Here is a 23,703-nt window from a genome sequence, read left to right as displayed (position 1 = left end):
CCGCCATCAGCGGCTCAGATCCTTCTGCCAGCGGCGGGCCGCTGCGGCGTCGAGCACATAGGCGCCGACGCCCTCCTGCAGTCGGTGCTGGGGCGGAAGCAGGTCAGGACCCGTCAGGCCCTGGAGGAACTCGACGCTGACCCGCAGGATCAGGTTCTGCACCCGCTGCGGCTCCACCCCCACCAGCTCCTCGCCCAGCTGGAAGAGGACCTCCCCACGGCGTGAGACCCGCACAGGAGAGAAATGGCTACCCCCATCCACCACCACGAGGCGGCTGCGGGGCTGGCTGGAGGGCAGAAACAGCTCAAGCTGCTCACTCACCGGCGGCGTGATCAGGTCGAGGCTGCCGCCCACCATCAGCAGCGGCACGCTGAGGCGATCAAGTCCACGCCGAGGCCAGAGCAGGCTGCCGAAACCATTGAGCACCACCACCCCCCGCAGTGTTCCCTCCTGAAGAGAGGGCGGCGGGCGCAGCTCCAACGAGAGATCCGCCATCTGGCACTGGAGCAGCCTTGAGAGGTTGGTGATCGGCAGGCGGCGCAGGGCCTCGCGGCAGCGGCGCTCCAGCCCGGGCTCCGGCGCAGGTGCGCTGGCCAGAAGGGCGGTCATGGCGCCAAGGGAATGGCCCATCAGCACCACACCATCTCCCATCGGCGGCAGCACACCATGGGCCTCTGCCGCCAGCACGGCCTCCAGATCGGCCAGCCGATCCGGCAGGGTTTCGGCCCCGGGCGGAGGCTTTGCTCCGGCCAGCAGGGCCCGCATGGCCCCGGCATCACTGCCAGGGTGCTGCAGCACCACGGCAGGCCATCCCCGATCCGCCAGGGCAGCTGCCAGCCAGCCCAGCTGCTCGGAGTTGCCGCCCAGACCTGGCATCAGCAGAACCCAGGGGCCTGGCGCCTCCGTGCTGCGGCCACGCCAGAGTTCCAGCGGCAGGGGAGCGTCACGGTGATCCACCGGAAGCAGCAGGCGCTGCATCTGCACCTCCGGAGCCTCGCTGAAGGCCAGGGGACGCTCCTGGCGATCCGGCAGTTCCATCCGGCGCAGCCGTCGCAGGGCCCGCTGCTGCAGACGCAGCTGGTCGCGCCACTGTTCCGCCTGGGCCAGCAGGGTGTCGAGCTGCAGGTGCAGATCGTCGGCGGGCATGGCACTCAGCAGATCCAGCACGGTGACCTCGCCCCGCTCCTCCAGCAGACGCCGCAGGGTGTCCTGCAGCAGGGCGGTGGAATCGCGACCATCGGCGTCGGTGAGAAGACTGCCCACCTCCACGAGGATCCGCTGGCCGGCCCAGCTGGTGAGCAGCTGCTCGCCGAAGGTTCGGGAGCGCAGCAGTGGACCCCGCAGCAGGCGGCTCAGATTGTTGCGACTGCGCCCATCCATCAGCTCCAGCCAGACCGCCAGCTCACCTTTGCTGAAGTCATCGCCAGGTCCGAGCTGGCTGTCCTGCAGTCGGGTCCGGCGGCGGCTCCAGGCCTCCAGCTGCTCCAGGTCGATCGGAATCTCCAGACCGTCGAGGTGCACGTGCAGGCGCTCTGCCGCTGCCACGGGCTCGGCCGGCAGCCCGATCAGGCCCAGCAGCAGACTGGCCAGCGCAGACCAGAGACAGCGTGCGCGGTTTGACGGAGGAAACAGCGGAGTCAGAGACGGTTGCAGAAGAGGTGGCCCGAGCGGGCTCCTGGTTTCACCAGTTTCCCGCGCCTCTGCGTGAACTGGTCCTGATCCGGCTGATCGGGTCTCTGGGGGCTGGCGGTGTGGTCTATCTCACTCCGATGGTGTTCCACCAGGCCGACTTCAGCGCCAGCAGCGTCACCCAGGGACTGGCACTGGCGGCCCTGGCCGGCACCGGTGGGCGCCTGCTCTGTGGCCTCCTGCTGGATCGGGGCCTCAACTGCACGGTCCCCGTCCTGATGGCAGTGCTGCTTTCCCTGGCGGGTGACAGCCTGCTGGCGGGAGCCTGGGGCTGGTCAGGCTTCCTGCAGGGCCAGCTGCTGCTGGGGGCGTCCATGGGGCTCTACTGGCCGGCGATCGAGCTGGCGGTGCCCTTGAGCTGCGAGCCGGTGTCTTCGGCACGGGGCTATGCCCTGGCACGCAGCGCTGATGCGGCCGGGATCGCAGCGGGGGCGCTGCTCGGGGCCCTGCTGGCCTGGGGCGGCCGGTTGCGGGGCATCTATCTGGTGGACATTGCCTGCCTGGTTGTGATGGCCCTGCTGCTGCTGCTGCGTCCTCTGCCCGATCCGAGGCCCCGATCCCTTTCCAGGACTGGTGACACCTGGCGCAGCTGGCTGCCTCCGCTGCTGCCGTTGCTGGCACTGACGGTGCTGGCCACAGCGATGCCGGCGCTGATGCAGAGCGCCCTTCCGCTCGACTTAGTGCGCGGCGGGCTGCAGCGGCCACCCCTTCCGGATAGCCAGGGCGCCCTGATGATCGGATTGCAGCTGGCATTGCTGCTGCTGCTGCAGTGGCCCGTGGGGCAGGCCCTGGCTCGTCGACCGGTGGGCACGGGCCTCGGACTCAGCCTGGTGTGCTTCGCCTGCGGCAGCCTGCTGCTGGCAATCTCGGCCCTCCACGTGGGTGGAGCCTGGTTGATCATGCTGGCCCAGTTACCCCTGGCGCTGGGTCAGGCTGCCTTCCTGCCGATCGCCAGCGAGACGGTAGTGGAACTCACACCCCTGAAACACCAGGGGCTTGCCCTGGCACTGTTCTCCCAGTGCTTCGCCGTGAGCGCCCTGACCGCACCCCTTCTGGCCGGCCAACTGCTGGATCGCCAGGGTCATGGCGCCGGCCTTTGGCTGACCATGACTTTGCTGTACCTGGTGGGGTTGCGTCTGGTGCGCCTCCTACACCCCCGTACCGCCGGCCCCAGAATCTGAGTCCGGCACAGCCGCGGCGCCACGCTCACGCGCGGCGATCCAGGCCTCATGGGGCAAGGGTTCCGTGCCGTATTCCCAGTCGTCGTAGTCGGGATCGTTACGAATCTGTTGATGCACCTCCTTCTGCGCCTCAAAGTTGTGGGGATGCTCCGGGCTGGCGAGATTCCTCGCCGACTCGATCGGTTGGCTCGACGGGGATGGCTGGGATGACGGCATTGCATGCCTCCGCTGTTGACCTGGATTCTTGCCCAGCCGCCACCGATCCGACGACAGGCTGAGATGTGTGGGCCGGCGCGGGAGAAGTATCGTAATTCCGGCAACCTTGCATAGAGTGAAGCAGATCAGCTTCAACGGGCCGTGCAGGAGGCTTGATGACACGGCACGAGGAGCATTCTCCGCAAGACCGTCCCGACCCCGATTCTGATCGGGTGAGTGAGGAGGCACTTGGTCAGTCCTCTGCAGACATCTTGGATCCCGCCCCCCCCCGCCACCTGGATGGGCACCAGTCTGACGAGCCCCATCGGCATCTCTACCTACCCCGGAAGCCCATCCGACCATCCCCCCGGCCCTTTCTGGAGGTGCTTGAGGAAGGTGGGGTCGAGGCGTCCGGTTCACGGGTGGATGCATGGCTACCCGATCTGCACGACCTGATCGAACACGAGCGACTGGATATCCACTTTCAGCCGATCCTGTCGCTGCGTCAGAAGACCGTGGTGGGCGTCGAAGCGCTGGCGAGGCCGCACCGCATGCGCGTGGGTGAAATGTTTGCCAAGGCGGCCGCCGCTGGTCGGCTCCTGGAGCTGGATCGCCTCTGTCGCCGCAAAGCGCTGGAAGCCTACAGGCACTTGCCCACGATTGGCCGGACAAGGCCGCTGCTTTTCGTCAATATTGAGGCTTCGGTGATCGACCGAGCGGTGGTCAACTCGGGATCCATGCTGAGCACGGTGGAGTCCTACGGGATCAATCCTAACGATATCGTGATCGAGGTGAATGAAAGCAAGGTACTCGACCCCGACTCATTAAGGAAGTTTGTGGATGCGCATCGCGATCTCGGCTTCCTTATCGCCATCGACGATCTTGGCGCCGGTGACAGCAACCTCCCCCGCATTGCCCAGCTGCGGCCCCACATCATCAAGCTTGACCGCAACTTGATCGCCGGAGTGGATCATGACTTCTTCAAACAGCAAACGATCAAGTCGCTGGTCAATCTCTGCCGCAGCATTGGGAGTCTCGTCCTGGCGGAAGGCGTGGAGACCCTGGAGGAGGTGGATGCCTGCGCCTCTCTCGGCGCTGAGTTATTCCAGGGTTTTCACTTCGATCGCCCCAAGGCTCCTGTCCACCTCGACCTTCCTGCCTTGTTGCCAGCCTTGGTCTCTGCTTCGCAACGGCAGAGAGACAATGCCGTGGATACCCTCCACGCCCGGAAACAAGTTGGCAGCGTCCTACATCGACTCGCCGGAATCGCTTGCGAACGATTGCAGGACTGCACTCCCGAAAATTTTGATTTAGTTCTGAAAGAACTGGTGCAGAACAACCCTGAGATCGAGGCCATTTACCTGTTGGACAACCAGGGGATTCAGGTGAGCCACACCCACATGTCCCATCCAGTGATTGGCCTCAAAAGCCGGCTTTTCGGTCCAGCCCACCGCGGCACGGACCACTCTTACAAGGAGTATTTTTTCAGTCTCATCCATGCTGGGCTGCAGCGTTACACCACGGACAGCTATATCAGTCTTGCTACTGGGCGACCCTGTCGCACCGTAACCGTGGTGTTCGAGCATGATTCAGATCAGGCTTTCGTGCTTTGCATCGACTTCAAGGTTTCAACCTGAACCAGGCTTCCATCGCGTGACCCGCAGAACCGCAGGGATCTCGCCCGCCGGCAAGCCTCCTGAGAGGCTGAACCCGATCAGCAAGAACAGAACCAAAGCGGAGTGAAAGCTTGCAACCGTGTTGGCGAATACAAAGCCTTTCCCAGCCATGCTCTTACTATAATTAACCAGGATGCTCGCTGCGAAGCGAGGGTCTGACGTGCTTACTCCTTTCCCAAGGATGGAAGATCCAGCCCCGCGGACTCGAAGGGAGACTACGGCCACGCCACAGGCGCAGGTTTCACTCGATACCAGCTTCTCTGAAGAGATTCCACAACAGGATGACCAAACCAGTTGCGATGCCTTGGCAGAGCTGCTGACCAATCAGGATTTAGATATTGAATTCCAGCCGATTCTTTCGCTCCGCCATCAGTCTGTTGTTGGAATCGAGGCCTTGGCACGGCCGCGCACCATGGGACTGGTGCAGATGTTCCTGGAAGCGGAAACCACCGGTCGCATGCTGGAACTGGATCGGCTCTGCCGTTTGAAGGCCCTGGAGAGCTACAGCCGTCTACGGTTCGCCGAAGGCTGCCGTCCGCTGCTGTTTCTCAACTTCGAGTCTTCAGTGATCGATCGTGGGGTCCTGGGCTCCGGCTGGCTGCTGGAGAGGGTCAAGGCCTCGGGTCTTGAACCCAGCGACGTCGTGATCGAAGTCAATGAAAGCCGGGTACATGATCTCGAGTCCCTACGAGACTTCGTTGATACTTATCGCCGGCATAGCTTTCTCATTGCACTTGACGATCTTGGAGCAGGTGACAGTAATTTGCCCCGCATCGCCCAGCTGCGTCCCCACATCATCAAACTCGATCGCCATTTGGTGGCCCATGTGGATCGCGACTTCTTTAAGCAAGAAACAATAAAATCCCTGGTTAATCTTAGTCGTAGTATCGGTTGCATGGTCTTGGCCGAAGGGGTTGAAACCCATGCCGAAGTTGACACCTGTGCCTCGTTGGGAGCGGAGCTTTTGCAGGGTTTCTTCTTTGCGAGGGCCAGGAAAGCTGAACAGCTTGATCTTCCTAGCCTGTTGGAGCCCCTTACTCAGGCAACACGTCGACAGCGCATCCATGCCACTGATTCACTCAAGGCCCGCCGCCAGCAGAGTTTAGACCTGCAGCGACTTGCCCAACAAGGGTGCGCAGGCCTGCAGAAGGCGAAGCGGCAGGACTTTGATGCGGCCCTTTGGGAATTGGTGGCCAACAATACCGGCATAGAAGCCGCCTACCTTCTTGATGACCAGGGAATTCAGGTAAGCGAAACTCACATGGCCTCCGATGTCACAGTGCTGCCTAGTGTGCCGTCCCGGAGATCTGCGAGCAAAGTCGCTGGAGCTTCTCCAGGATTGAATCCGCTGTGGCCGTCCAGTTGAACGGCGCCTTGGTCTTGTTGTAGGCCGCCACGAATTGCTCGATCTTGGAGATCAACTCCTTGACGCTGGAGAAGCTGCCGCGTCGGATCGCCCGCTGGGTGATGATCCCAAACCAACGCTCCACCTGGTTGATCCAGGAGGCGTAGGTCGGTGTGTAGTGCACGTGGAAGCGGGGCCGCTGCGCCAGCCAGGCCCTCACCTTGGCGTGCTTGTGGGTGCAGTAGTTGTCGACGATCAAGTGGACATCAAGCTCCTCGGGGACCGACTTCTCGATCTGGCGCAGGAACCCCAGGAACTCCTGATGCCTATGGCGGGGCTTGCATTGGGTGATCACCTCGCCTGTTGCCACATCCAGAGCAGCGAACAGCGTGGTGGTGCCGTGGCGGATGTAGTCGTGGGTGACGCCCTCCACGTAACCCAGGCCCATGGGCAACAGCGGCTGGGTGCGGTCCAGTGCCTGGATCTGCGTCTTCTCGTCGACGCAGAGCACCATCGCCTTATCCGGAGGGTTCAGGTACAGGCCGACGATGTCGCGGACCTTCTCCACAAAGAACGGGTCGGTGGAGAGCTTGAACGACTTCTGCCGGTGGGGCTGGACCGAGAAAGTCTGCAGCCAGCGGTGAACGGTGGTTTTGGAGATGCCGGTGGCAGCCGCGAGGGAGCGCGCAGACCACTGGGTGCTGCCATCGGTGGGCTTGGTCTGCAGTGCCCGGTTGATCACCTCCGCCACCGTGTCGTCCTCGTAGGTGCGAGGCCTACCCGGCCGCAGCTCGTCATGCAGGCCCTCCAGGCCCAGCTCCCGGTACCGCTTGCGCCACTTGCCAACGGTCATCCCCGTCAGCCCCATCCGTTTGGCGATGGCGGTGTTGGTCTCGCCGGCACCGCAGGCCAGCACGATCTGAGCGCGCTGCACGATCGAATGCGGCAACGACCGGGAATTTGCAAGGGCCCGCAACTGCTGAACCTCGTCCTCGCTGAGGACCAGCGGAGGCATCGGACGACCAAGCGCCACAAGGCACCTCGGGTGACACTCTCGATTCTAGCTGTTATTTCCGGGACGGCATACTAGCCGCCTCTTTGAGCCGGCCCGCCGCGGCTCGGATCACTCCTTCAAAGAGTATTTCTTCAGCCTCATTGATACGGGCCTTTCCCGATTCACCACAAATAGCTATATCAGCCTCGCAACGGGCAACCCCTGCCGCACCGTCGCGGTACTCCTAAGGCATATGCAAACCGCATTCAATTATGTGCTTTGCATAGATTTTCGCATGCCCGCATCTTTTTCGTCGCATTTTTAACTTCGATATCGTCAGACATTGAACAAGAATTCCATGACATCACCTTCGGCGACTTCGTACTCCTTGCCTTCGCTGCGAAGCCAGCCACGATTGCGCGCCTCCACCAGGGAACCGGCCTCCAGAAGCTGGCTATAGCCGATCGTCTGGGCGCGGATGAAGCCCCGCTCAAAATCGGTGTGGATCACTCCCGCGGCCTGTGGCGCCGTCATACCGGCCGTGATCGTCCAGGCGCGGGTCTCCTTTTCACCCGTGGTGAAGTACGTGCGCAATCCGAGCAAGGAATAGGTGGCGCGGATCAGGCTTTGCAGCCCACCTTCCTCCGCCCCAAGACCGGCCAGGAACTCAGCTCGCTCCTCCTCAGGCAGCTCGATCAGCTCGGCCTCCACCTGGGCGGAAATGCGCACGGTCTCGGCGCCCTCCTGAGCAGCAACGGCCTTCACTTCGTCGACGAAGGCATTGCCGGAGGCAAGGTCGTCCTCGCTCACATTGGTGGCGTAGATGATCGGCTTGGCGGTGAGCAGGCCCAGGGGCTTGATCAGCAGGGCCTCCTCTTCGCTGATCTCCACCGTGCGGGCCGCTCCACCCTGCTCCAGCACGGCCTGGATGCGGGCAAGAGCTCCGTCCTCGAGCTGCGCTTCCTTATTGGTACGGGTCTGCTTCTTGAGCCGCTCGCGCCGCTTCTCCACCTGGGCCAGATCGGCCAGCCCCAGCTCGAGGTTGATCACCTCGGCATCACGGGCAGGACCTACCGAACCGGAGACGTGAATCACATCGTCGTTCTCGAAGCAGCGCACCACGTGGACGATCGCATCGACTTCGCGGATGTTGGCCAGGAATTTGTTGCCCAGTCCCTCCCCCTGGCTGGCCCCCTTGACCAGGCCGGCGATGTCGACGAACTCAACACGGGTCGGGATGATCTCCTTACTGCCGCTCACAGCTGACAGCTGCTCCAGTCGAGGATCCGGCACCGCAACCACGCCCGAATTGGGTTCGATCGTGCAGAAGGGGTAGTTGGCGGCCTCGGCCTTGGCGTTGGCCACGAGGGCGTTGAAGAGGGTTGACTTGCCCACGTTGGGCAGTCCCACAATTCCGGCTTTGAGCATGGTCCGAATCTAATCGCTGCCAGCCAGGCGCCAGTCGGATCCAGAGCTGCGGGGGAGATCCGTCCCGGTGAACAACCCCAATCACGCCGCGGACCCGAAAGACTGGGGCACAGTCGGAACCAGGCCCATTCCCGTCCTCGCCCCCCTGCGGCCGCGTCGCCGGCCCGAACCCGCCCCCACCGGACATCCCAACATCGACGGGCTCACCGGGAGCCCGTCAGTCAAGCCCCTCTGGCGACGGCGACGTCTCTGGGCCGGCACCCTGGCAGTGCTGGTCGGTCTGAGCGGCACGGCGGTCTGGTTGCGTCAGTCGGGCCAGAAGGGCCGCAATCTCGATCCATACACCGTGCTGGCCCGCCAGGGCTCCCTTCCCAGTGTGGTGAGCGCCAGCGGCGAACTGGATGCGGTCAGGCGGGTGAACGTGAGCCCGAAGCGGCAGGGGCTGCTGCAGGAGCTCTACGTCGAGGAGGGCGACCGGGTGCGGCAAGGCCAGGCTCTCGCCCTGATGGACTCGGGTGATCTCAATGAACGCCTGAAGGAACTGCAGGCCAATCTGAGCTCGGCCGAGGCCCAGCTGGCCCGCACCCGCAGTGAATGGGAGCGCCGCCGCCAGCTGTTCGCCAGCCAGGCGATCAGCGCTGACGACTATCAGCGGGCCCTGGGGGCCTTTCACGTGGATGAGGCCAACGTGGCGGCGGCTCGTCAGCGGCTGGAGCAGCGTCAGGTGGAACGGGATGAGCTGATCGTGCGGGCCCCCTTCGATGGGGTGATCACCCAGCGGTTCGCTGACCCTGGCGCCTTCGTGACACCCACCACCACAGCGTCGGCCACGGCCGGTGCCACCAGTTCCTCGGTGGTGGAGCTGGCCCAGGGGCTGGAGGTGCTGGCCAAGGTGCCCGAGAATGACATCGGTCGGCTACGGGTGGGCCAGATGGCCAGCGTGCGGGTGGATGCCTTCCCCGATCAGCGCTTTGCGGCCCGGGTGCGGCGCATCGCGCCGCGTGCGATCAAACTCAACAATGTCACCTCCTTTGAGGTGAAACTGCAGCTGATCGATCCGCCGCCGGAGCTGCGCATCGGCATGACCGCCGACATTGATTTTCAGGCCGGTCAGCTGCGCTCCGAGACCCTGGTGCCCACCGTGGCGGTGGTGACCGAAGCAGGCAAACCTGGTGTGCTCAGGGTCGGCCCCGAGCGCGAGCCCACCTTCCAGCCCGTGGAGCTCGGATCCAGCAGCGGCAAGGACACCCAGATCATCACAGGCCTCAAGCCTGGTGAACGGGTGTTCATCGATCTTCCTCCCTGGGCCAGCAAGCGTCCGCAGACGGACTGAGTGAGGGTGGACGGACGGACAGCAGGCCAACTAGGGACAGGCCGACTGAGCGTCCCCGCCATTGAGAAAACTGCGAGCGGCCTCCAGGATGCGTCCGCTGGCCTGCCCATCGCCGAAGGGGTTGTGGGCCTGGGCCATGACCGCGTAGGCCGCGGGATCCTCCAGCAGGCGACTGGCCTCCCGCAGGATGTCGCCCCTGTTGGTGCCGATCAGACGGGCCGTGCCGGCCTCCACCGCTTCGGGACGCTCGGTGGTGCGGCGCAGCACCAGCACCGGCTTGCCGAGGGCTGGAGCCTCCTCCTGGAGGCCGCCCGAATCGGTCAGCAGCAGCGCGCAGCCCCGCATCGCCGCCACCAACCTGTCGTAGTCGAGCGGTTCGGTGAGGAAGGCGCGGGGATGGTCGCCCAGCAGGGCCTGCAGGGGCTCCCGCACGGTGGGGTTGCGATGCAGCGGCAGCAGCAGGGCTGTGTCGGGAAAACGCTCCAGAAGATCGAGAAAACCCTGGCCGATCTGCTGCAGCCGTTCGCCCCAGTTCTCGCGACGGTGCACCGTGGCCAGGAGCACCCGCTGCCTGCTCCAGTCGAGGCCGGGCAGATCCCAGTCCGGGGCCGTCTCCGCCATCAGCAGCAGAGCATCGATCACCGTGTTGCCGGTGGTGAGAATGTCGCCCACCACGCCGGAGGCGCGCAGATTGCTGGCCGATTGCGCCGTCGGCGCGAAGTGAAGCTGGGCGAGCTGGGAGATCAGCCGGCGATTGGCCTCCTCAGGGAAGGGGTCAAGCAGGTTGTCGGTGCGCAGGCCTGCTTCCACATGCCCAACGGGGATCTGGCCATAGAAGGCCGCCAGGGCTGAGGAGAAGGCCGTGGTGGTGTCGCCCTGGACCAGCACCAGATCAGGGCGGTGCTCGGTGAATTCCTGTTCCAGGCCCTGGAGGGCGGCGCAGGTCACGTGGGTGAGGGTCTGCTTGGGAGCCATCAGTGCCAGATCGTGATCGGCCTGCAGGCCGAACAGCTCCATCACCTGGCTCACCATCTCGCGGTGCTGTCCGGTGAGCACCACGCGGGTGGTCAGGTCCGGGGCCTGCTGAAAGGCACGGATCACCGGGGCCAGTTTGATCGCCTCCGGCCTGGTGCCCAGCACGATCGTGACCAGTGGCATCCCGCCCCCCAGCAGCAATGCCCGGATCCTAGGGATGGTGGCCTCCCGGCCCGATAGGGGCGAAGCTGGTTGTACCCGACCCGTTCCGCTCCGGCATGGCCCAGGCCGACTCTCCTTTTCCGCCTTCGCCCTTCCCCCCGACCGGAACCTCGGCTCTGCCCTCCCCTTTTCCCGGTCCCGCCCAGCCACCACCCCCTGCTTCGCCTGGTCCGGGGCTGCAACCACCGCCGCCGCCACCATTCGCCCAGCCTGTCTCCACCCCTGTTGCATCGGTTGGACAGGAGGCTGGTGGGTACGGAAGCCAACCGGCCACCCTCGAGGACATCGTGCGCCTGGCCCACGAGCGGAACCATTCAGATGTCCACCTGGGCGTCGGCGAAGAACCGCGCTATCGGGCCCGCGGAGAGATGGCGCGCACCGGTTGGCCGGTCACCGACGCCGCGACGTTCCAACGATGGCTGCGCGAGATGCTGACGCCGGCTGAGATCGATTCCTTTCAGCGGGACAAGGAATTCGATGGAAGTTTTGCTTTCCCCTTTGCGCGAGTCCGCATCAACGTGCTCGATTCGTTGCGGGGGCCGGGGATGGTGTTGCGGTTGATTCCTCAGAAGATCGCGACCCTGGAGGACCTACACCTGCCCCCTGTACTCAAGAAGCTTTCTGCCCTTCCCAAGGGCATGATCCTGGTGACCGGTCCGACTGGCTCCGGTAAGAGCACCACTCTGGCGGCGATGATCGACTGGATCAACCGCAACATGACCCGCCACATCATCACGATTGAAGATCCGGTTGAATTCGTGCATGAAAGTCGAGAGTCCCTAATCCGCCACAGGGAAGTTGGCCAACACACCAAGCACTTTCACAATGCCCTGCGTGCCGCTATGCGGGAAGATCCGGACGTGATCCTGATCGGTGAAATCCGTGACCAGGAAACCCTGGCCACGGCGATCGAAGCGTCCCAGACGGGTCACCTGGTGTTTGGAACTCTGCATACCAACTCTGCTGTGAAGACCGTGGAGCGGGTGCTGGGGATGTATCCCCCTCAGGAGCAGGATGCGGTGCGGCGGGCGGTGTCCGAAACCTTGCTGGGGGTGATCGCCCAGGGCCTGATCAAGACCACGGACGGCAAGAGGGTTGCGTTTCACGATATTTTAATCAACACAGATGCTTGCAAGGATTACATTCAGCGAGGCGAACTCGGCGAGATTGAAGACATCATGAATCGCAGCAGTTTCGAGGGCATGGTAACCGCCAATCAAAGCCTGATCAAGCTGGTAGAAGATGGTCGCGTGGAGGGCGTTGATGCATTGGCCGTCAGCCTCAGGCCAAACGAGCTTGCTCAGGCCCTGCGTGGAAGGACATGATGCGCTGAAGGGATCAATCCGCCTGCCTGAATCGGTGGAAATTCAGTCAAAGTCCTGACAGGATCAGGCTCAGTTCGTTATAAGGAAAGGCACCGATCAATGCCCAGCCGCCAGGCGTGCGATCAGAAGAACCGAGAGCCCAACGGATAGTCCCAGCATCGCCAGTCGGCCGTTCCAGATTTCCGCCTGGGGCGTAAAGCCTCGTCGCCAAGCGTTGAGCTCCTCCGGTCCAACCGGCTCAATCACGGTCTCAGACTCAACCCCGCCCGGAAGGGAAGCCTCCATCGGCGTCACAGCAACCTGACCTGAATCGCCCTCCACTGAACCTGCGGGCACCTGATCCGCCTGAACAGGATCGGTCGTGCCCACAACCTGGCCCTCCTCAACCGGCGCCATGACGACCAGTCCTCAGCGAATCATTCCACCCTAGGGCGATCAGAAACAAGCTGTTGCCTCATACAGGCGCTCCGCCTGCACCAGCGGCAACCGCGGCGCCACCCCCAGATCCATGGGGCTGCGGCAGCCCTGCGAGAATCTCTGGGCCGCCGCCACCCCCACCATGGCGGCATTGTCGGTGCAGAATGCCAGCGGCGCCAGACGCCATTGCAGATCGGCCTCGGCGCAGCTCTGCTCCATCCGTTGCCGCAGGCGGCGGTTCGCCGCCACACCGCCTACCAGCACGATCGTGGCCAGGCCCTGATCGCGGGCACAGCGGCAGCTGCGGTCCACCAGCACGTCCGCCACCACCTGCTCAAAGCTCGCCGCCAGATCTGCCACGGGCAGCGGCTCACCCGAGGCCTCGAGCGACCTCACGAGGCGCAGCATGGCTGTCTTCAGGCCGCTGAAGCTGAAGTCATAGGGGTAGAAGCCTCCCTCCGGCCTCGACACCCGCCCTTTGGGCAGGGCAAAACGATGGGGATCGCCCGCTTCGGCAGCGGCCTGAATGGCGGGTCCTCCGGGGTAGGCCAATCCGAGCAGGCGAGCCACCTTGTCGAAGGCCTCGCCGGCGGCGTCGTCATGGCTGCGGCCCAGGGGTTGATAGCGCCCGGGACCCTCGACCCGGATCAGTTCGGTGTGGCCACCACTCACCAGCAGCACCAGATGGGGCCCCGGCGTCAGCGGAGATCCGAGCTGCACCGAGCAGAGGTGCGCCTCAAGGTGATGCATGCCCAGAAACGGCAATCCATGCAGGCGGGCCAGGGTGCGGCCCGTGACCGATCCCACCAGTAGGGCTCCCACCAGGCCCGGCGCCACCGTGGCGGCGACCGCATCCAGCTGAGGGAGCGCCACACTGCTCTCGGACAGCACGGTGGCGATCAGCTGGGGCAGCGCCTCCACATGCCGTCGCGAGGCGATTTCAGGCACCACGCCGCCGAAGCGCGCATGTTCCTCAACCTGAGAAGCCACGGCATGGGCCAGAACGGTGCGATCCCGCACAATCGCCGCTGCCGACTCGTCACAACTTGTTTCGAGGGCAAGAATCGTGGCCATGGACTCTGGGGGCCGCTCCTACTGTCCGGTCGTGACATCCTGCCCTGCGGCCGAACTCCCTATGCGCCGTCTATTCGCCGTCGTTCTTTCCGCCTTTCTCATCTTTGGCTTCGCTCCGTCCGCCAGGGCTGATGTAGCCGGTTTGACCCCCTGTGCCGAGAGCCCGCGGTTCCAGCAGCGGGCCGGCGCCGCCCAGACCGAGCAGGCCAAAGCTCGCTTTGCGATGTACAGCAAGGCCGTCTGCGGCACCGATGGTCTGCCCCACCTGATTGTGGATGGCCGCTGGAGCCACGCCGGAGACTTCATGATCCCTGGAATCGCCTTCCTGTATGTCGCCGGTTGCATCGGCTGGGCTGGGCGCTCCTACCTGCAGGCCATCCGTGGCACCAAGGACGCCACCACCAAGGAAATCCAGATTGATCTCTCCCTGGCCCTGAAGAGCACCCTGGCAGCCGCCAGCTGGCCGATTGCCGCTTTTGGTGAATTCACCAGCGGCAAACTGCTCGAGTCCGACAACAAGGTCACCGTGTCGCCCCGCTGAAGGCAACGGGCTGTTGATTGTCACAGCCTTTCCATCGCGGCAGGCTGATGTCCTGCTCCCTAACCGCTTCACCCTTCTCTGACATGAAGAAATTCCTGACCACCGCTCCGGTGTTCGCGGCCATCTGGTTCACGATCACCGCCGGCATCATGATTGAGTTCAATCGCTTCTTCCCTGATCTGCTGTTCCACCCCCTCTGAAAACAGATTGATTTCAGAGGTTCAGGGAAGCTGTTCCTTCAGGGCTTCATCGATATCCCTTGAACCGCCATCACTGATTCTTTGCTCAGACTTGTCTAGTCTTGGCGGCCCCTTTTGGGGCCGCTTTTTTGCTGTCATGCACGGCATTCTTGCCCCGGAGCCTGCTGGGCTGGCGAGGTTCTTTGCCTGCAGCTTGTGATACTGCCTGGCTGCCATCAGGTCCGGATAATGGGAGCAACGCTCTTATCAATGGCATGGTTTCGGCTGAGTCGATTCAGTGTTGATGCTGGGATCACCATGCTTTTTTACCCAGGGAGATCGATCAGGCAGACCGGATCAATCCGACAGATCGGGCATCGGGCCGATCAGCTCACGCCTCAGTACACGTCAGCTCTTGCTGGTGCCCAGATCCATGAGCTGTTCCAATTCCGCCAGCGCCACCTCAAGATCACCGTTCACCAGGCAGGCATCGAACTCGGCGGCGGCGGCCAGTTCCACCCTGGCGCGCTCCAGGCGCTTCGCGATGGCGGATTCGCTGTCGGTCCCGCGTCCGCGAATCCGCCGCTCCAGCTCTTCAAAAGAGGGAGGCTTGATCAACAGCTGCTGGCCGGCCGGGAAGGAGTGACGCACTTGCCGGGCCCCTTCCAGTTCGATCTCCAGCAGGACCGGCCGTCCTTCGGCGAGATGCTGCTCCACCGGCTGCCGCGGGGTGCCATAAAGGTTGCCGGCGAACTCGGCCCATTCGAGGAAGCCGCCACCGGCCACCTGCGCCTCGAAGGCCTCACGGCTGAGAAAGAAGTAGTGCACGCCGTCGACCTCACCGGCCCGGGGCTGGCGTGTGGTGGCCGAGATCGACAGCCAGATGCGTGGCTGGCGCTGCAGCAGGCGGCTCACCAGTGTGCCCTTGCCCACGCCGCTGGGACCGGTGATCACGGTGAGCCGGGCGGACGACGCGGCGCGGGCCATGGAAGTGACACTGCTGCGCAGCAGAGTAAGCAGCCTCGGCTGTGAACCTCTGCCAGCGGTGATGGTGTCAACCCAACCCCTCCAGCCTCTGGATGTGACCAGCCTGCGGGCGGTGCTGGGGGAGCTGCGGGCTGCTGTGGTGCCGAGCCGCTTTGAAAAGGCGCAGCAGAGCGCCTCCCACACGGTGCAACTGGGGCTGCGCAGCCTCGACGGCATGCGCTGGCTGGAGATCAGCTGGATGGCGGAAGCCCCTCGGCTGCTGGCGATCCCGGCACCGCGCCGTCAGGGTGATGGCAGCACCCTGGCTCAGCAGCTGCAGCATGGCCTGAAGGGGCTGGCCCTGGTGGAGCTGGCACAGGACGGCTGGGAGCGCGTCGTGCACCTGCGTTTCGCGGCCCGTCCGGGCGAGCCTCCCCAACGGCAGCTGGTGGTGGAACTGATGGGGCGCCACAGCAACATCTTTCTGCTCGACGCTGAGGAGCGGGTGATGGCCCTGGGCCATCAGGTGCGGCAGGGACAGTCGCGACTGCGGCCGATCGGCAACGGCGATCCCTACCAGCCGCCGCCGCCCCTGGGCGGCGATCGCCCCGATCCGGCCGAACCGTTCGAGAGCTGGCAGCGGCGCCTGAGTCTGCTGCCCCTGCCCCTGGAACGGGCGCTGCGGGAGAGCTATCAGGGCATCAGCCCGGCCCTGGCCCGTCAGCTGGCAGGGGAGTCCGCGGAGCAGAGCGCCGCCTGGTTGGCACGGTCTGTAGACACCCTGGATGCGGCCGGTTGGTCACGGTTGTGGCAGCGGTGGTGCGCCTGGCTGAGGGCGGTGAAGGATCAGCGCTTCTGTTTCGATACAGCTGGCCCCACGGCCTACCGCTGCTGGCGGGTTGATCCGGCTGCGGCAGATCCTGCTGGGCAGGAACCGTCCGGAGAGAATCCCGCTCTGGCGGAGCCTGGGGATGGCCCGGCGCAGGCCGGCGACAGCCTCCCCATCAACACGGCCCTGGCTGGCTACTACGGCACCCTGCTGGCGGCGCGGGAGCTGCAGCGTCGGCAGCACCAGCTCGCCCAGCAGCTGCAGGCCGCAACCGAGCGTGAACAGCGGCAGCTGCACCAGCAGGAGGCGTTGGTGGAGGCGGCTGGCGGTAGTGAAGCCCTGCAGAGCCAGGCGGACGCCTTGCTCAGTCAGTTCGCCCTGTCCCGCGAGCAGATCGACGAGGCCCAGGCGCTCTACCGGCGGGCCCGCAAGCTGCGGCGCTCGCTGGCGGCAATCACACCGCGGCTGGAGCGGCACCGCCAGCGGCTTGCCTGGCTGGAGCACAGCCGCACATTCCTCGATCAGGCCGATGGCGTCGAGCAGCTGGAGGCCCTGGCCGAGGAGCTGCGGGAAGGCCCAGGAGGACCGGAGGGAACGGACAGTCCCAGGGGCGCAGCCCTGGCGCCGCAGCCCCAGCGGCGCGCCCATCGCCGGGCGATGGCCAGGGCCATGGCCCCAGAGCCCCTGCAGGGCGCCACGGCGGCCGGCCTGATCGTGCAGGTGGGCCGCAACCATCGCCAGAACGAATGGATCAGCCTGCGCCAGGCGCGTCGCGGTGATCTCTGGTTCCACGCCCAGGAATGTCCCGGCAGCCACGTGGTTCTGAAGGCATCCCAGGCGGTCGCCGGCGACGACGACCTCCAGGCGGCGGCGGATCTGGCGGCCCATTTCAGCCGCGCCCGCGGCAACCGCCGCGTGCCGGTGGTGATGGTGCCCACCGAGGAGCTGCAGCGCATCCCCGGGGCTGGACCGGGGACGGTGCGCCATCGCGGCGGCGCACTGCTCTGGGGCGAGCCCGCCCGGGCGGCCGCCTGGCTCGCGCAGCGGGCAGCGGACAGCGACGCCCCAGAGGGCGAGCCCACGGCCGATCCCCCTAGCCTGGCTCGGGAGCCTGGACCATGAGCGACACCGACACCCCCACCACGGCACCGGAAACACCCTCCGGTTCACCCGTTGGTACAGGACCACCAGCGCCGATTCGCATCCCTGCAGCGTCGAGCGCCCTCTCCGATCAGGGGATGGCCGACAGCGGTGCTGAGACCGGGTCTGTTGACGGGGCTGATGCCTTTCCAGGGGAAGTGGAGATGACCCTGATGGAGCATCTCGACGAGCTGCGCAACCGCGTTCTGCGCAGCCTGCTGGCGGTGGCGATTGCGGCGGCGGGCTGCCTGGTGGTGGTGCGTCCGTTGGTCAGGTTGCTGGAGGTTCCGGCGCAGGGCATCCGCTTCCTGCAGCTGGCGCCGGGAGAGTTTCTGTTCGTCTCCCTGAAGGTGGCGGGCTACGCCGGCCTCAGCCTGGCCCTTCCCTATGTGCTCTACGAGATTCTCGGGTTCGTGCTGCCTGGCCTGACCCGGCGGGAACGGCAACTGGTGGCCCCGGCGGTGGCGGGATCGGCGGTCTTGTTCGTCGCCGGTCTCGCCTTTGCCTGGTGGGCCCTGGTGCCAGCCGCACTGCGCTTCCTGGTGAACTACGGCGCGGATGTGGTCGAGCCGCTCTGGTCGATCGAGCGCTATCTGGACTTTGTCCTGTTGCTGATGGTGGCCACAGCCCTGGCCTTCCAGTTGCCGGTGCTGCAGCTGCTGCTGGGCGCCCTCGGCCTGATCCGGGCCAAGGTGATGCTGGCGGGCTGGCGCTGGGTGCTGCTGGTCGCGGCCATTGCCGGAGCCGTGCTGACGCCGTCCACGGATCCGTTCACAATGCTGCTGCTCAGCGGCGCGATCACAGCCCTCTACCTGGTCGGTGTGGCCCTGGTGGCCCTGGCTGAGCGGGTGCGGCCTGCCGCTCCGGCTGCAACTGGCTGAGGCCACGGGCCAGTGCCTCTGGATCGATTCCTCTGACTGCTGCCACGTGCCGCTGCCGCTGCAGCAACGGCTCATCGCTCAGAGCAGGAATTCGCTGGCCCGTGCGGGCGGGAGTTCCAGGGCCAGATGCATCGCCTTGCCGAGGCGGGGGCGATCGCCGGTGCTGCTGAGCCAGCTGCGAACCTGCTCGGCCACTCCCATGCCGTTCAGGGCGCCCACCAGCTCCTCGATCCGATCGGCATACTCCTCGGCGCTGAGCGGAAACGACTGCTGCTCGAGATAGGCCCACATCACCTGCAGGTAGAGACGGCCGCGTCGCTGCACCAGTTGGAGGTCGTAGGAGGCTTGCCAGCGGCGCCGCAGAATCCCCACCACTTCCTCAACGGAGAGGGGGCCTTGGCGGCCGGCGGCGCCGGATTCGGACACAGGTGCAGCGCGAACTCCACGACAGCATGTTGCAGCCAGCCTGGCCTGCCCCCCCCGGTGGCGGACGTGCCGGGCTGGGCAAGGTTCATAATGGGCGCCACGTTGCCTCGGTCCCGACGACCGTCAGCCCCGCATGACCCAGATGCCTGCGAGCGATGTGCCCGGAATGGGTCGTCGGCAGTTCATGAACCTGCTCACCTTCGGTTCGCTCACCGGGGTGGCTCTCGGGGCTCTCTATCCGGTGGTGAACTATTTCATCCCTCCCCGGGCCGCTGGCAGTGGTGGCGGCACCACGGCCAAGGATGAGCTCGGCAACACCGTGACGGCCACGGGCTGGCTGGACACCCACAAGGAGGGAGATCGAAGCCTGGTGCAAGGCCTCAAGGGCGATCCCACATATCTGATCGTTGAAGGTGCCGACGCGATCGGCAGCTACGGCATCAACGCGATCTGCACCCACCTCGGCTGCGTGGTGCCCTGGAACAGCGGCGCCAATAAGTTCATGTGCCCCTGCCACGGCAGCCAGTACGACGCCACCGGCAAGGTGGTGCGCGGTCCGGCGCCCCTGTCCCTGGCCCTGGCGAACGTGTCGGTCGAGAACGACACCGTGTTCCTCAGCCAGTGGACCGACACCGATTTCCGCACGGGTGAGAAGCCCTGGTGGGTCTGAGCCGCATCCCTTTCCTCTCCGCCCGTCCAGCCGCCCTCTCTCCCATGCGCCGCCTCGTTTCTCTTCTGCTCGGCTCTGTCCTGGCCTGCGGTGTGCTCGTCAGCGCCGCAGCCCCCAGCTGGGCCTATCCCTTCTGGGCCCAGCAGAACTACGCCAGCCCCCGCGAAGCCACGGGCAAGCTGGTCTGTGCCAACTGCCATCTCGCCAAGAAGGCCACCCGGATTGAGGTGCCTCAGGCGGTGATGCCGGACACCGTCTTCAAGGCGGTGGTCGAGATCCCGTACGACACTGCAGTGCAGCAGGTCTCCGGTGATGGCAGCCCCGCCGGGCTCAACGTGGGTGCCGTGGTGATGCTGCCGGATGGTTTCACTCTGGCGCCTCAGGATCGTCTGACCGAGGAACTGAAGGAAGAAACGGCCGGCATTTACTACACCCAGTACAGCGACGACCAGCCCAACATCCTGCTGGTGGGTCCATTGCCTGGTGATCAGCATCAGGAGATCGTCTTCCCGATCCTCTCGCCCGATCCTGCTGCTGACAGCAGCATTCACTTCGGCAAGTATTCGATCCACGTGGGTGGCAATCGCGGTCGCGGCCAGGTCTATCCCACCGGTGAGAAGTCGAACAACACGGTCTATACGGCCTCCGTGGCTGGCCAGGTGAGCGCCATCACCCCGGCCGATGGTGGCGGCACTGTGGTGGAGATCACCACCGCCGATGGCACCACCGTGAGCGACACCGTGCCCGCCGGCCCCAGCCTGATCGTGGCGGTGGGTGATGCGGTCGAAGCTGGTGCCCCGATCTCCAACGACCCGAATGTGGGCGGCTTCGGTCAGATCGATACCGAGATCGTGCTGCAGGATCCCGTGCGCATCTATGGCCTGCTCGCCTTCTTCGCCTCAGTGGCCCTGGCCCAGATCATGCTGGTGCTGAAGAAGCGCCAGATTGAGAAGGTGCAGGCCGCCGAAGGCGTCTGATGCCCTTTGCCCTGTTCACGTCTCCTGGGCCCCTGGTCTTCCAGCTGGGCCCTTTTGCGCTGCGCTGGTATGGCCTGCTGATCGCCCTGGCGGTGCTGGTGGGCCTGCTGCTCTCCAGCCGGCTGGCCCGCAGACGCGGCATTGATCCCAGCCTCGTGGCCGACCTGCTGCCCCTGCTCGTGCTCGGGGCGGTGCTGGGGGCCCGCCTCTATTACGTGAGCCTGGAGTGGCGCCAGTTTCAGGACAACCCCCTGGAAGCCCTGGCGATCTGGCGTGGCGGCATCGCCATCCACGGTGCCCTGATCGGCGGTGTTCTCACCACGATCCTCTTCTGCCGCTGGCGGGCGCTGCCTTTCTGGAGCCTGCTCGATGTGCTGGTGCCTTCGGTGGCCCTGGGCCAGGCGATCGGACGCTGGGGCAACTTCTTCAATTCCGAAGCCTTCGGCCTGCCCACCGACCTTCCCTGGAAGCTCTACATCCCCCTGGCCCATCGTCCGGTGGAATTTCTGGAGCGCACCGGCTTTCATCCCACCTTTCTCTATGAATCCATCTGGAATCTGGGGGTCTGTGCGCTGCTGCTCCTGCTCTTCCGCAGCGGCAGCCGCGGTCGCATCGCCCTCCCGGCTGGCGCCCTGAGCTGCATCTACCTGATGGCCTACAGCAGCGGCCGCATCTGGATCGAAGGGCTGCGCCTCGATCCGCTCTGCCTGTTCTCTCAGCCCCCCTTCTGCAGCGGTGGTCTGCGCATGGCCCAGCTGATGAGCCTGCTGCTGATCGCTCTGGGCGGCCTCGGCCTCTGGTGGCTCTACGGTCGCCACAGATCCCTGCCCGATCCTTCCGGCGTGTCGTCCCAGCCATGAGTGAACATCCGGTGTGGATCGTCGGTGCCGGACCCGGTGCCCCTGATCTGCTCACCCTGCGGGCGGCCCGGCTGCTCGAGCAGGCCGACGTGCTGGTCTGGACCGATTCCCTGGTCAATCCCCAGATCGCGGCCCTGGCCCCCGCGACCTGCGAACGGATCCGGACCAGCACCCTCACGCTTGAAGAGGTGATGGAGGTGGTGCTCGATCGAGCCCGCCAGGGCCGACGGGTGGTTCGCCTCCACGATGGTGATCCCTGCCTCTATGGGGCCCTGGCCGAACAGATCTGTCGCCTCGCCGACGCCGACATCGGTGTGGAGGTGGTGCCTGGCCTCAGTGCCTACCAGGCCACTGCTTCGGCTCTTCAGAGCGAACTCACGATTCCGGGCCTGGTTCAGACGATCGTGCTCAGCCGCGCCGGTGGGCGCACGGGGGTGCCGGAGCGCGAGAGCCTGGAACGGCTCGCAGCACTGCGGGCCTCCCTCTGCCTTTATCTGAGTGCTCGCCATGTGGAGGAGGTGCAGGCGGAGCTGTTGCGCCACTATCCGGCCGACACCCCCGTGGCGATCGGCTATCGGGTGAGCTGGCCGGATCAGTGGCTCACGGTGGTGCCCCTGGAGCGCATGGCGGCCGTGAGCCGGGAGAAGGAGCTGATCCGCACCACCCTCTATGTGGTGAGTCCGGCCCTCAAGGCACCGGCCGAAGCGCGTTCGAAGCTCTATTCCGCCAGCCACAACCACCTGTTCCGCGGCGGCGCCTGAATCGTCAGCTGGCGATCGGCTGCTGGGGGGCGAGCTCGGCAACTCCTGCGGTGGCTTCGCCATACAACTCCTGGGCCAGTTGGTTGCGGACACAGCCGCAACCCAGCCGCGCCACGATCGCTTCGAGGTCGATGGCGGCATTGCCGAGGCAGCAGGTGCCACCCGGTGAGGGCGTCACGTTGAACACAAGCCCGGGGATCGGTTCGAGCCGCGCCTCACCGAGCATCAGGCGGCGCTCCTGCTTGTTGATCAGCTGGGGTCTGACGCCGCCGTAGCCCTCGGCGAAGCTGAGATCCTGCAGCTGCATGCCCGGCACGATCTTGCGGGCATCGGCCAGGAACAGGCGCCGCCGCAGCCAGGGCACTTCGAAGAGCAGGTTCTTGAGGATGTAGTTGCGGATATCGGTGATCTTCAGCAGCTGCCAGAACACGGCCAGCACCGCCCAGTCGAGCCGCAGCACCTGCAGGAACTCCCAGAAGGAGGCGGGCTTGTAGCGCTCCAGCAGGGGCAGCAGCAGGGCCGTGGGGCCGAACCGGGTCTTGCCGGGTGCCCGCACGTCCGGGTCGCCGTGGATGGCGGCGAAGGGCAGTTTGTCGTTCTGCACGGTGTAGACCTTGCCGCGCAACAGATCCGGCGTGAAGTAAAAGCTGCCGGCCACCGGCAGACAGGAGTACTCGAGCCCGTAGCCCATGCGTTGCGCCATCAGCAGGCTGTGGGCCCCGGCATTCACCACCACATGCCGGGCCACGATCTCCTGCACCACCTCTGGATCCGCCACCTGGCGTGCCGATGCTGAGGCTGCTCCGGCCCCAGGCGTGACCCGCAGCCGAACCCGGAAGCCCTCCCCCTCCGGCTCGATCGCCTCCACCGTGGTGCCCAGGCGGAGATCGAGGCGGCGGTCGCTGCCGCTGACCGCCTGCTGAGCCTGCTGCACAAACGACTCGGAGAGCGCCTCGTAATCCACCGCCGTGTAGGTGCGGCGAATGCCGATCGCCCCCAGGGGCTCAGGCCTGAGCTGGCCGTTCACCCGGGCCACCTGGGGCTCCCATTCAGCGATCTGCTCCTTCTCCAGCCATTCCATGGCCGGGAAATGGGGCGCAAAACGCTCGAACCGCTCCCTCAGAAAAGAGCATTCCTGCTCCCCCACGCCAAGCACCATCTTCGGGGTGCGGAAGACGCAGCGCTCGCGCGTGGCCGGATCCAGCAGGTCGGCGTAGTGAACGATCATCTCGGCCGTGCGCTTCACCCGCACAGCCTTCTCGAGGGTGTAGTTGGTCTCGATGTCACCGCAGTGGATGGTCTGGCTGTTGTTGGTGGCGCGCGAATTCACCTGGGCCAGGCGGCCATAGCGCTCCACCAGGGTCACGTGGTTGAGATCGGTGTAGCGGGCCAGCTCGAACAGCAGCGCCGTGCCGCACACACCACCGCCCACGATCAGCACATCCGTGTGCGCTGCCCCCTGCTGACCCGTTCCCACCATTGCTGCCGGTTGTTCGATCAGTGCCTGGCCTCCATGGTCGCCGATCACCACGCAGGGGTGGGGCTTGCCCGGAACCGAAGCCTGGCCGGGTTGTTCGGCCGCCGTGGCAGGACGGGTGATGGTTTAAGCTCCGATCAAG

At 65.2% G+C, this 23,703-nt stretch carries 23 protein-coding genes; 13 read left to right on the top strand and 10 right to left on the bottom strand.

All coding sequences use genetic code 11. The features are described from left to right. Positions 1-6: 6 nt before the first annotated feature. A complete protein-coding gene (locus H8F24_RS11100; protein ID WP_231597759.1) occupies positions 7-1,521 on the bottom strand; it encodes an alpha/beta fold hydrolase in 1,515 nt (504 codons plus the stop codon). Between the two features lie 137 nt (positions 1,522-1,658). Here H8F24_RS11100 and H8F24_RS11095 point away from each other — a divergent pair, with 137 nt between their 5' ends. After that, the gene (locus H8F24_RS11095) at positions 1,659-2,870 is read left to right on the top strand and encodes an MFS transporter (protein ID WP_231597758.1); all 1,212 of its coding nucleotides are present in this window, start codon (positions 1,659-1,661) and stop codon (positions 2,868-2,870) included. On the opposite strand, the gene H8F24_RS11090 is transcribed toward H8F24_RS11095, so the two are convergent. Beyond that, on the bottom strand, positions 2,838-3,086 hold the full coding sequence (locus H8F24_RS11090; RefSeq protein ID WP_231597757.1) for a hypothetical protein: 249 nt from the start codon (positions 3,084-3,086) through the stop codon (positions 2,838-2,840). The two genes, H8F24_RS11095 and H8F24_RS11090, sit on opposite strands and share 33 nt — an antisense overlap. Before the next feature lie 362 nt (positions 3,087-3,448). Here H8F24_RS11090 and H8F24_RS11085 point away from each other — a divergent pair, with 362 nt between their 5' ends. Continuing rightward, a complete protein-coding gene (locus tag H8F24_RS11085; protein ID WP_197169692.1) occupies positions 3,449-4,702 on the top strand; it encodes an EAL domain-containing protein in 1,254 nt (417 codons plus the stop codon). A 343-nt stretch (positions 4,703-5,045) separates the two neighbouring features. Then, entirely contained in the window at positions 5,046-6,107 is a 1,062-nt protein-coding gene (locus tag H8F24_RS11080; RefSeq protein WP_231597756.1) for an EAL domain-containing protein, read from the top strand. On the opposite strand, the gene H8F24_RS11075 is transcribed toward H8F24_RS11080, so the two are convergent. Both H8F24_RS11075 and ychF read right to left on the bottom strand, forming a co-directional pair. After that, positions 6,028-7,119, bottom strand: coding sequence for an IS630 family transposase (locus H8F24_RS11075; protein WP_197169690.1), 1,092 nt, complete (start codon positions 7,117-7,119; stop codon positions 6,028-6,030). The two genes, H8F24_RS11080 and H8F24_RS11075, sit on opposite strands and share 80 nt — an antisense overlap. Before the next feature lie 297 nt (positions 7,120-7,416). Beyond that, positions 7,417-8,508 carry a redox-regulated ATPase YchF gene (gene ychF, locus H8F24_RS11070; RefSeq protein WP_197153922.1) on the bottom strand — a complete coding sequence of 364 codons (1,092 nt, stop codon included), beginning with the start codon at positions 8,506-8,508 and terminating at the stop codon, positions 7,417-7,419. A 193-nt stretch (positions 8,509-8,701) separates the two neighbouring features. On the opposite strand from ychF, the gene H8F24_RS11065 reads away from it, so the two are divergent. Further along, positions 8,702-9,841 carry an efflux RND transporter periplasmic adaptor subunit gene (locus H8F24_RS11065; RefSeq protein ID WP_197172233.1) on the top strand — a complete coding sequence of 380 codons (1,140 nt, stop codon included), beginning with the start codon at positions 8,702-8,704 and terminating at the stop codon, positions 9,839-9,841. 30 nt (positions 9,842-9,871) lie between these two features. On the opposite strand, the gene wecB is transcribed toward H8F24_RS11065, so the two are convergent. Continuing rightward, complete coding sequence (gene wecB, locus H8F24_RS11060; protein ID WP_197153921.1) at positions 9,872-10,999, bottom strand: non-hydrolyzing UDP-N-acetylglucosamine 2-epimerase; 1,128 nt, start codon at positions 10,997-10,999, stop codon at positions 9,872-9,874. 95 nt (positions 11,000-11,094) lie between these two features. On the opposite strand from wecB, the gene H8F24_RS11055 reads away from it, so the two are divergent. Beyond that, complete coding sequence (locus H8F24_RS11055; protein ID WP_231597755.1) at positions 11,095-12,363, top strand: type IV pilus twitching motility protein PilT; 1,269 nt, start codon at positions 11,095-11,097, stop codon at positions 12,361-12,363. Positions 12,364-12,459: 96 nt separating this feature from the next. Here H8F24_RS11055 and H8F24_RS11050 read toward each other — a convergent pair whose 3' ends face one another. Both H8F24_RS11050 and tsaD read right to left on the bottom strand, forming a co-directional pair. Next, a complete protein-coding gene (locus H8F24_RS11050) occupies positions 12,460-12,648 on the bottom strand; it encodes a chlorophyll a/b-binding protein (RefSeq protein ID WP_197159136.1) in 189 nt (62 codons plus the stop codon). 150 nt (positions 12,649-12,798) lie between these two features. After that, positions 12,799-13,854, bottom strand: coding sequence for a tRNA (adenosine(37)-N6)-threonylcarbamoyltransferase complex transferase subunit TsaD (gene tsaD, locus H8F24_RS11045; RefSeq protein ID WP_197153920.1), 1,056 nt, complete (start codon positions 13,852-13,854; stop codon positions 12,799-12,801). Between the two features lie 61 nt (positions 13,855-13,915). On the opposite strand from tsaD, the gene H8F24_RS11040 reads away from it, so the two are divergent. Together H8F24_RS11040 and psaJ are read left to right on the top strand one after the other, a co-directional pair. Beyond that, complete coding sequence (locus H8F24_RS11040; protein WP_197169689.1) at positions 13,916-14,395, top strand: Photosystem I reaction center subunit III; 480 nt, start codon at positions 13,916-13,918, stop codon at positions 14,393-14,395. Between the two features lie 83 nt (positions 14,396-14,478). Next, positions 14,479-14,595 (top strand): photosystem I reaction center subunit IX, encoded by a 117-nt coding sequence (gene psaJ / locus H8F24_RS11035; protein WP_185465876.1) that lies wholly within the window; start codon positions 14,479-14,481, stop codon positions 14,593-14,595. Positions 14,596-14,982: 387 nt separating this feature from the next. Here psaJ and gmk read toward each other — a convergent pair whose 3' ends face one another. After that, complete coding sequence (gene gmk / locus H8F24_RS11030) at positions 14,983-15,561, bottom strand: guanylate kinase (RefSeq protein WP_197169688.1); 579 nt, start codon at positions 15,559-15,561, stop codon at positions 14,983-14,985. A gap of 61 nt (positions 15,562-15,622) precedes the next feature. Here gmk and H8F24_RS11025 point away from each other — a divergent pair, with 61 nt between their 5' ends. Together H8F24_RS11025 and tatC are read left to right on the top strand one after the other, a co-directional pair. Further along, positions 15,623-17,491: an NFACT family protein gene (locus tag H8F24_RS11025; RefSeq protein ID WP_197153917.1), complete on the top strand. Its 1,869-nt coding sequence runs from the start codon at positions 15,623-15,625 to the stop codon at positions 17,489-17,491. A gap of 116 nt (positions 17,492-17,607) precedes the next feature. Next, complete coding sequence (gene tatC / locus H8F24_RS11020; protein ID WP_231598273.1) at positions 17,608-18,390, top strand: twin-arginine translocase subunit TatC; 783 nt, start codon at positions 17,608-17,610, stop codon at positions 18,388-18,390. Positions 18,391-18,468: 78 nt separating this feature from the next. Here tatC and H8F24_RS11015 read toward each other — a convergent pair whose 3' ends face one another. Continuing rightward, a complete protein-coding gene (locus H8F24_RS11015; protein WP_231597754.1) occupies positions 18,469-18,816 on the bottom strand; it encodes a DUF3067 family protein in 348 nt (115 codons plus the stop codon). 133 nt (positions 18,817-18,949) lie between these two features. Between H8F24_RS11015 and petC the strand changes: the two genes are divergently transcribed. From petC to cobM, 4 genes are read left to right on the top strand one after another with little or no spacing between them, the layout of a single operon-like run. Further along, on the top strand, positions 18,950-19,486 hold the full coding sequence (gene petC, locus H8F24_RS11010) for a cytochrome b6-f complex iron-sulfur subunit (RefSeq protein ID WP_197153915.1): 537 nt from the start codon (positions 18,950-18,952) through the stop codon (positions 19,484-19,486). A 44-nt stretch (positions 19,487-19,530) separates the two neighbouring features. Then, positions 19,531-20,463 carry a cytochrome f gene (gene petA / locus H8F24_RS11005; RefSeq protein WP_197153914.1) on the top strand — a complete coding sequence of 311 codons (933 nt, stop codon included), beginning with the start codon at positions 19,531-19,533 and terminating at the stop codon, positions 20,461-20,463. 11 nt (positions 20,464-20,474) lie between these two features. Beyond that, the gene (gene lgt, locus H8F24_RS11000; RefSeq protein WP_197159134.1) at positions 20,475-21,323 is read left to right on the top strand and encodes a prolipoprotein diacylglyceryl transferase; all 849 of its coding nucleotides are present in this window, start codon (positions 20,475-20,477) and stop codon (positions 21,321-21,323) included. Further along, positions 21,320-22,084, top strand: coding sequence for a precorrin-4 C(11)-methyltransferase (cobM, locus tag H8F24_RS10995; protein WP_197153913.1), 765 nt, complete (start codon positions 21,320-21,322; stop codon positions 22,082-22,084). The genes lgt and cobM overlap by 4 nt, the downstream gene beginning before the upstream one ends. Positions 22,085-22,088: 4 nt before the next feature. On the opposite strand, the gene H8F24_RS10990 is transcribed toward cobM, so the two are convergent. Next, positions 22,089-23,615 (bottom strand): FAD-dependent oxidoreductase, encoded by a 1,527-nt coding sequence (locus tag H8F24_RS10990; protein ID WP_231597753.1) that lies wholly within the window; start codon positions 23,613-23,615, stop codon positions 22,089-22,091. Between the last annotated feature and the right edge of the window lie 88 nt (positions 23,616-23,703).

It is taken from the genome of Synechococcus sp. CBW1002 (genome assembly GCF_015840915.1).
GTDB lineage: Bacteria > Cyanobacteriota > Cyanobacteriia > PCC-6307 > Cyanobiaceae > CBW1002.
This window is presented reverse-complemented; position numbering and strand designations above follow the sequence as displayed.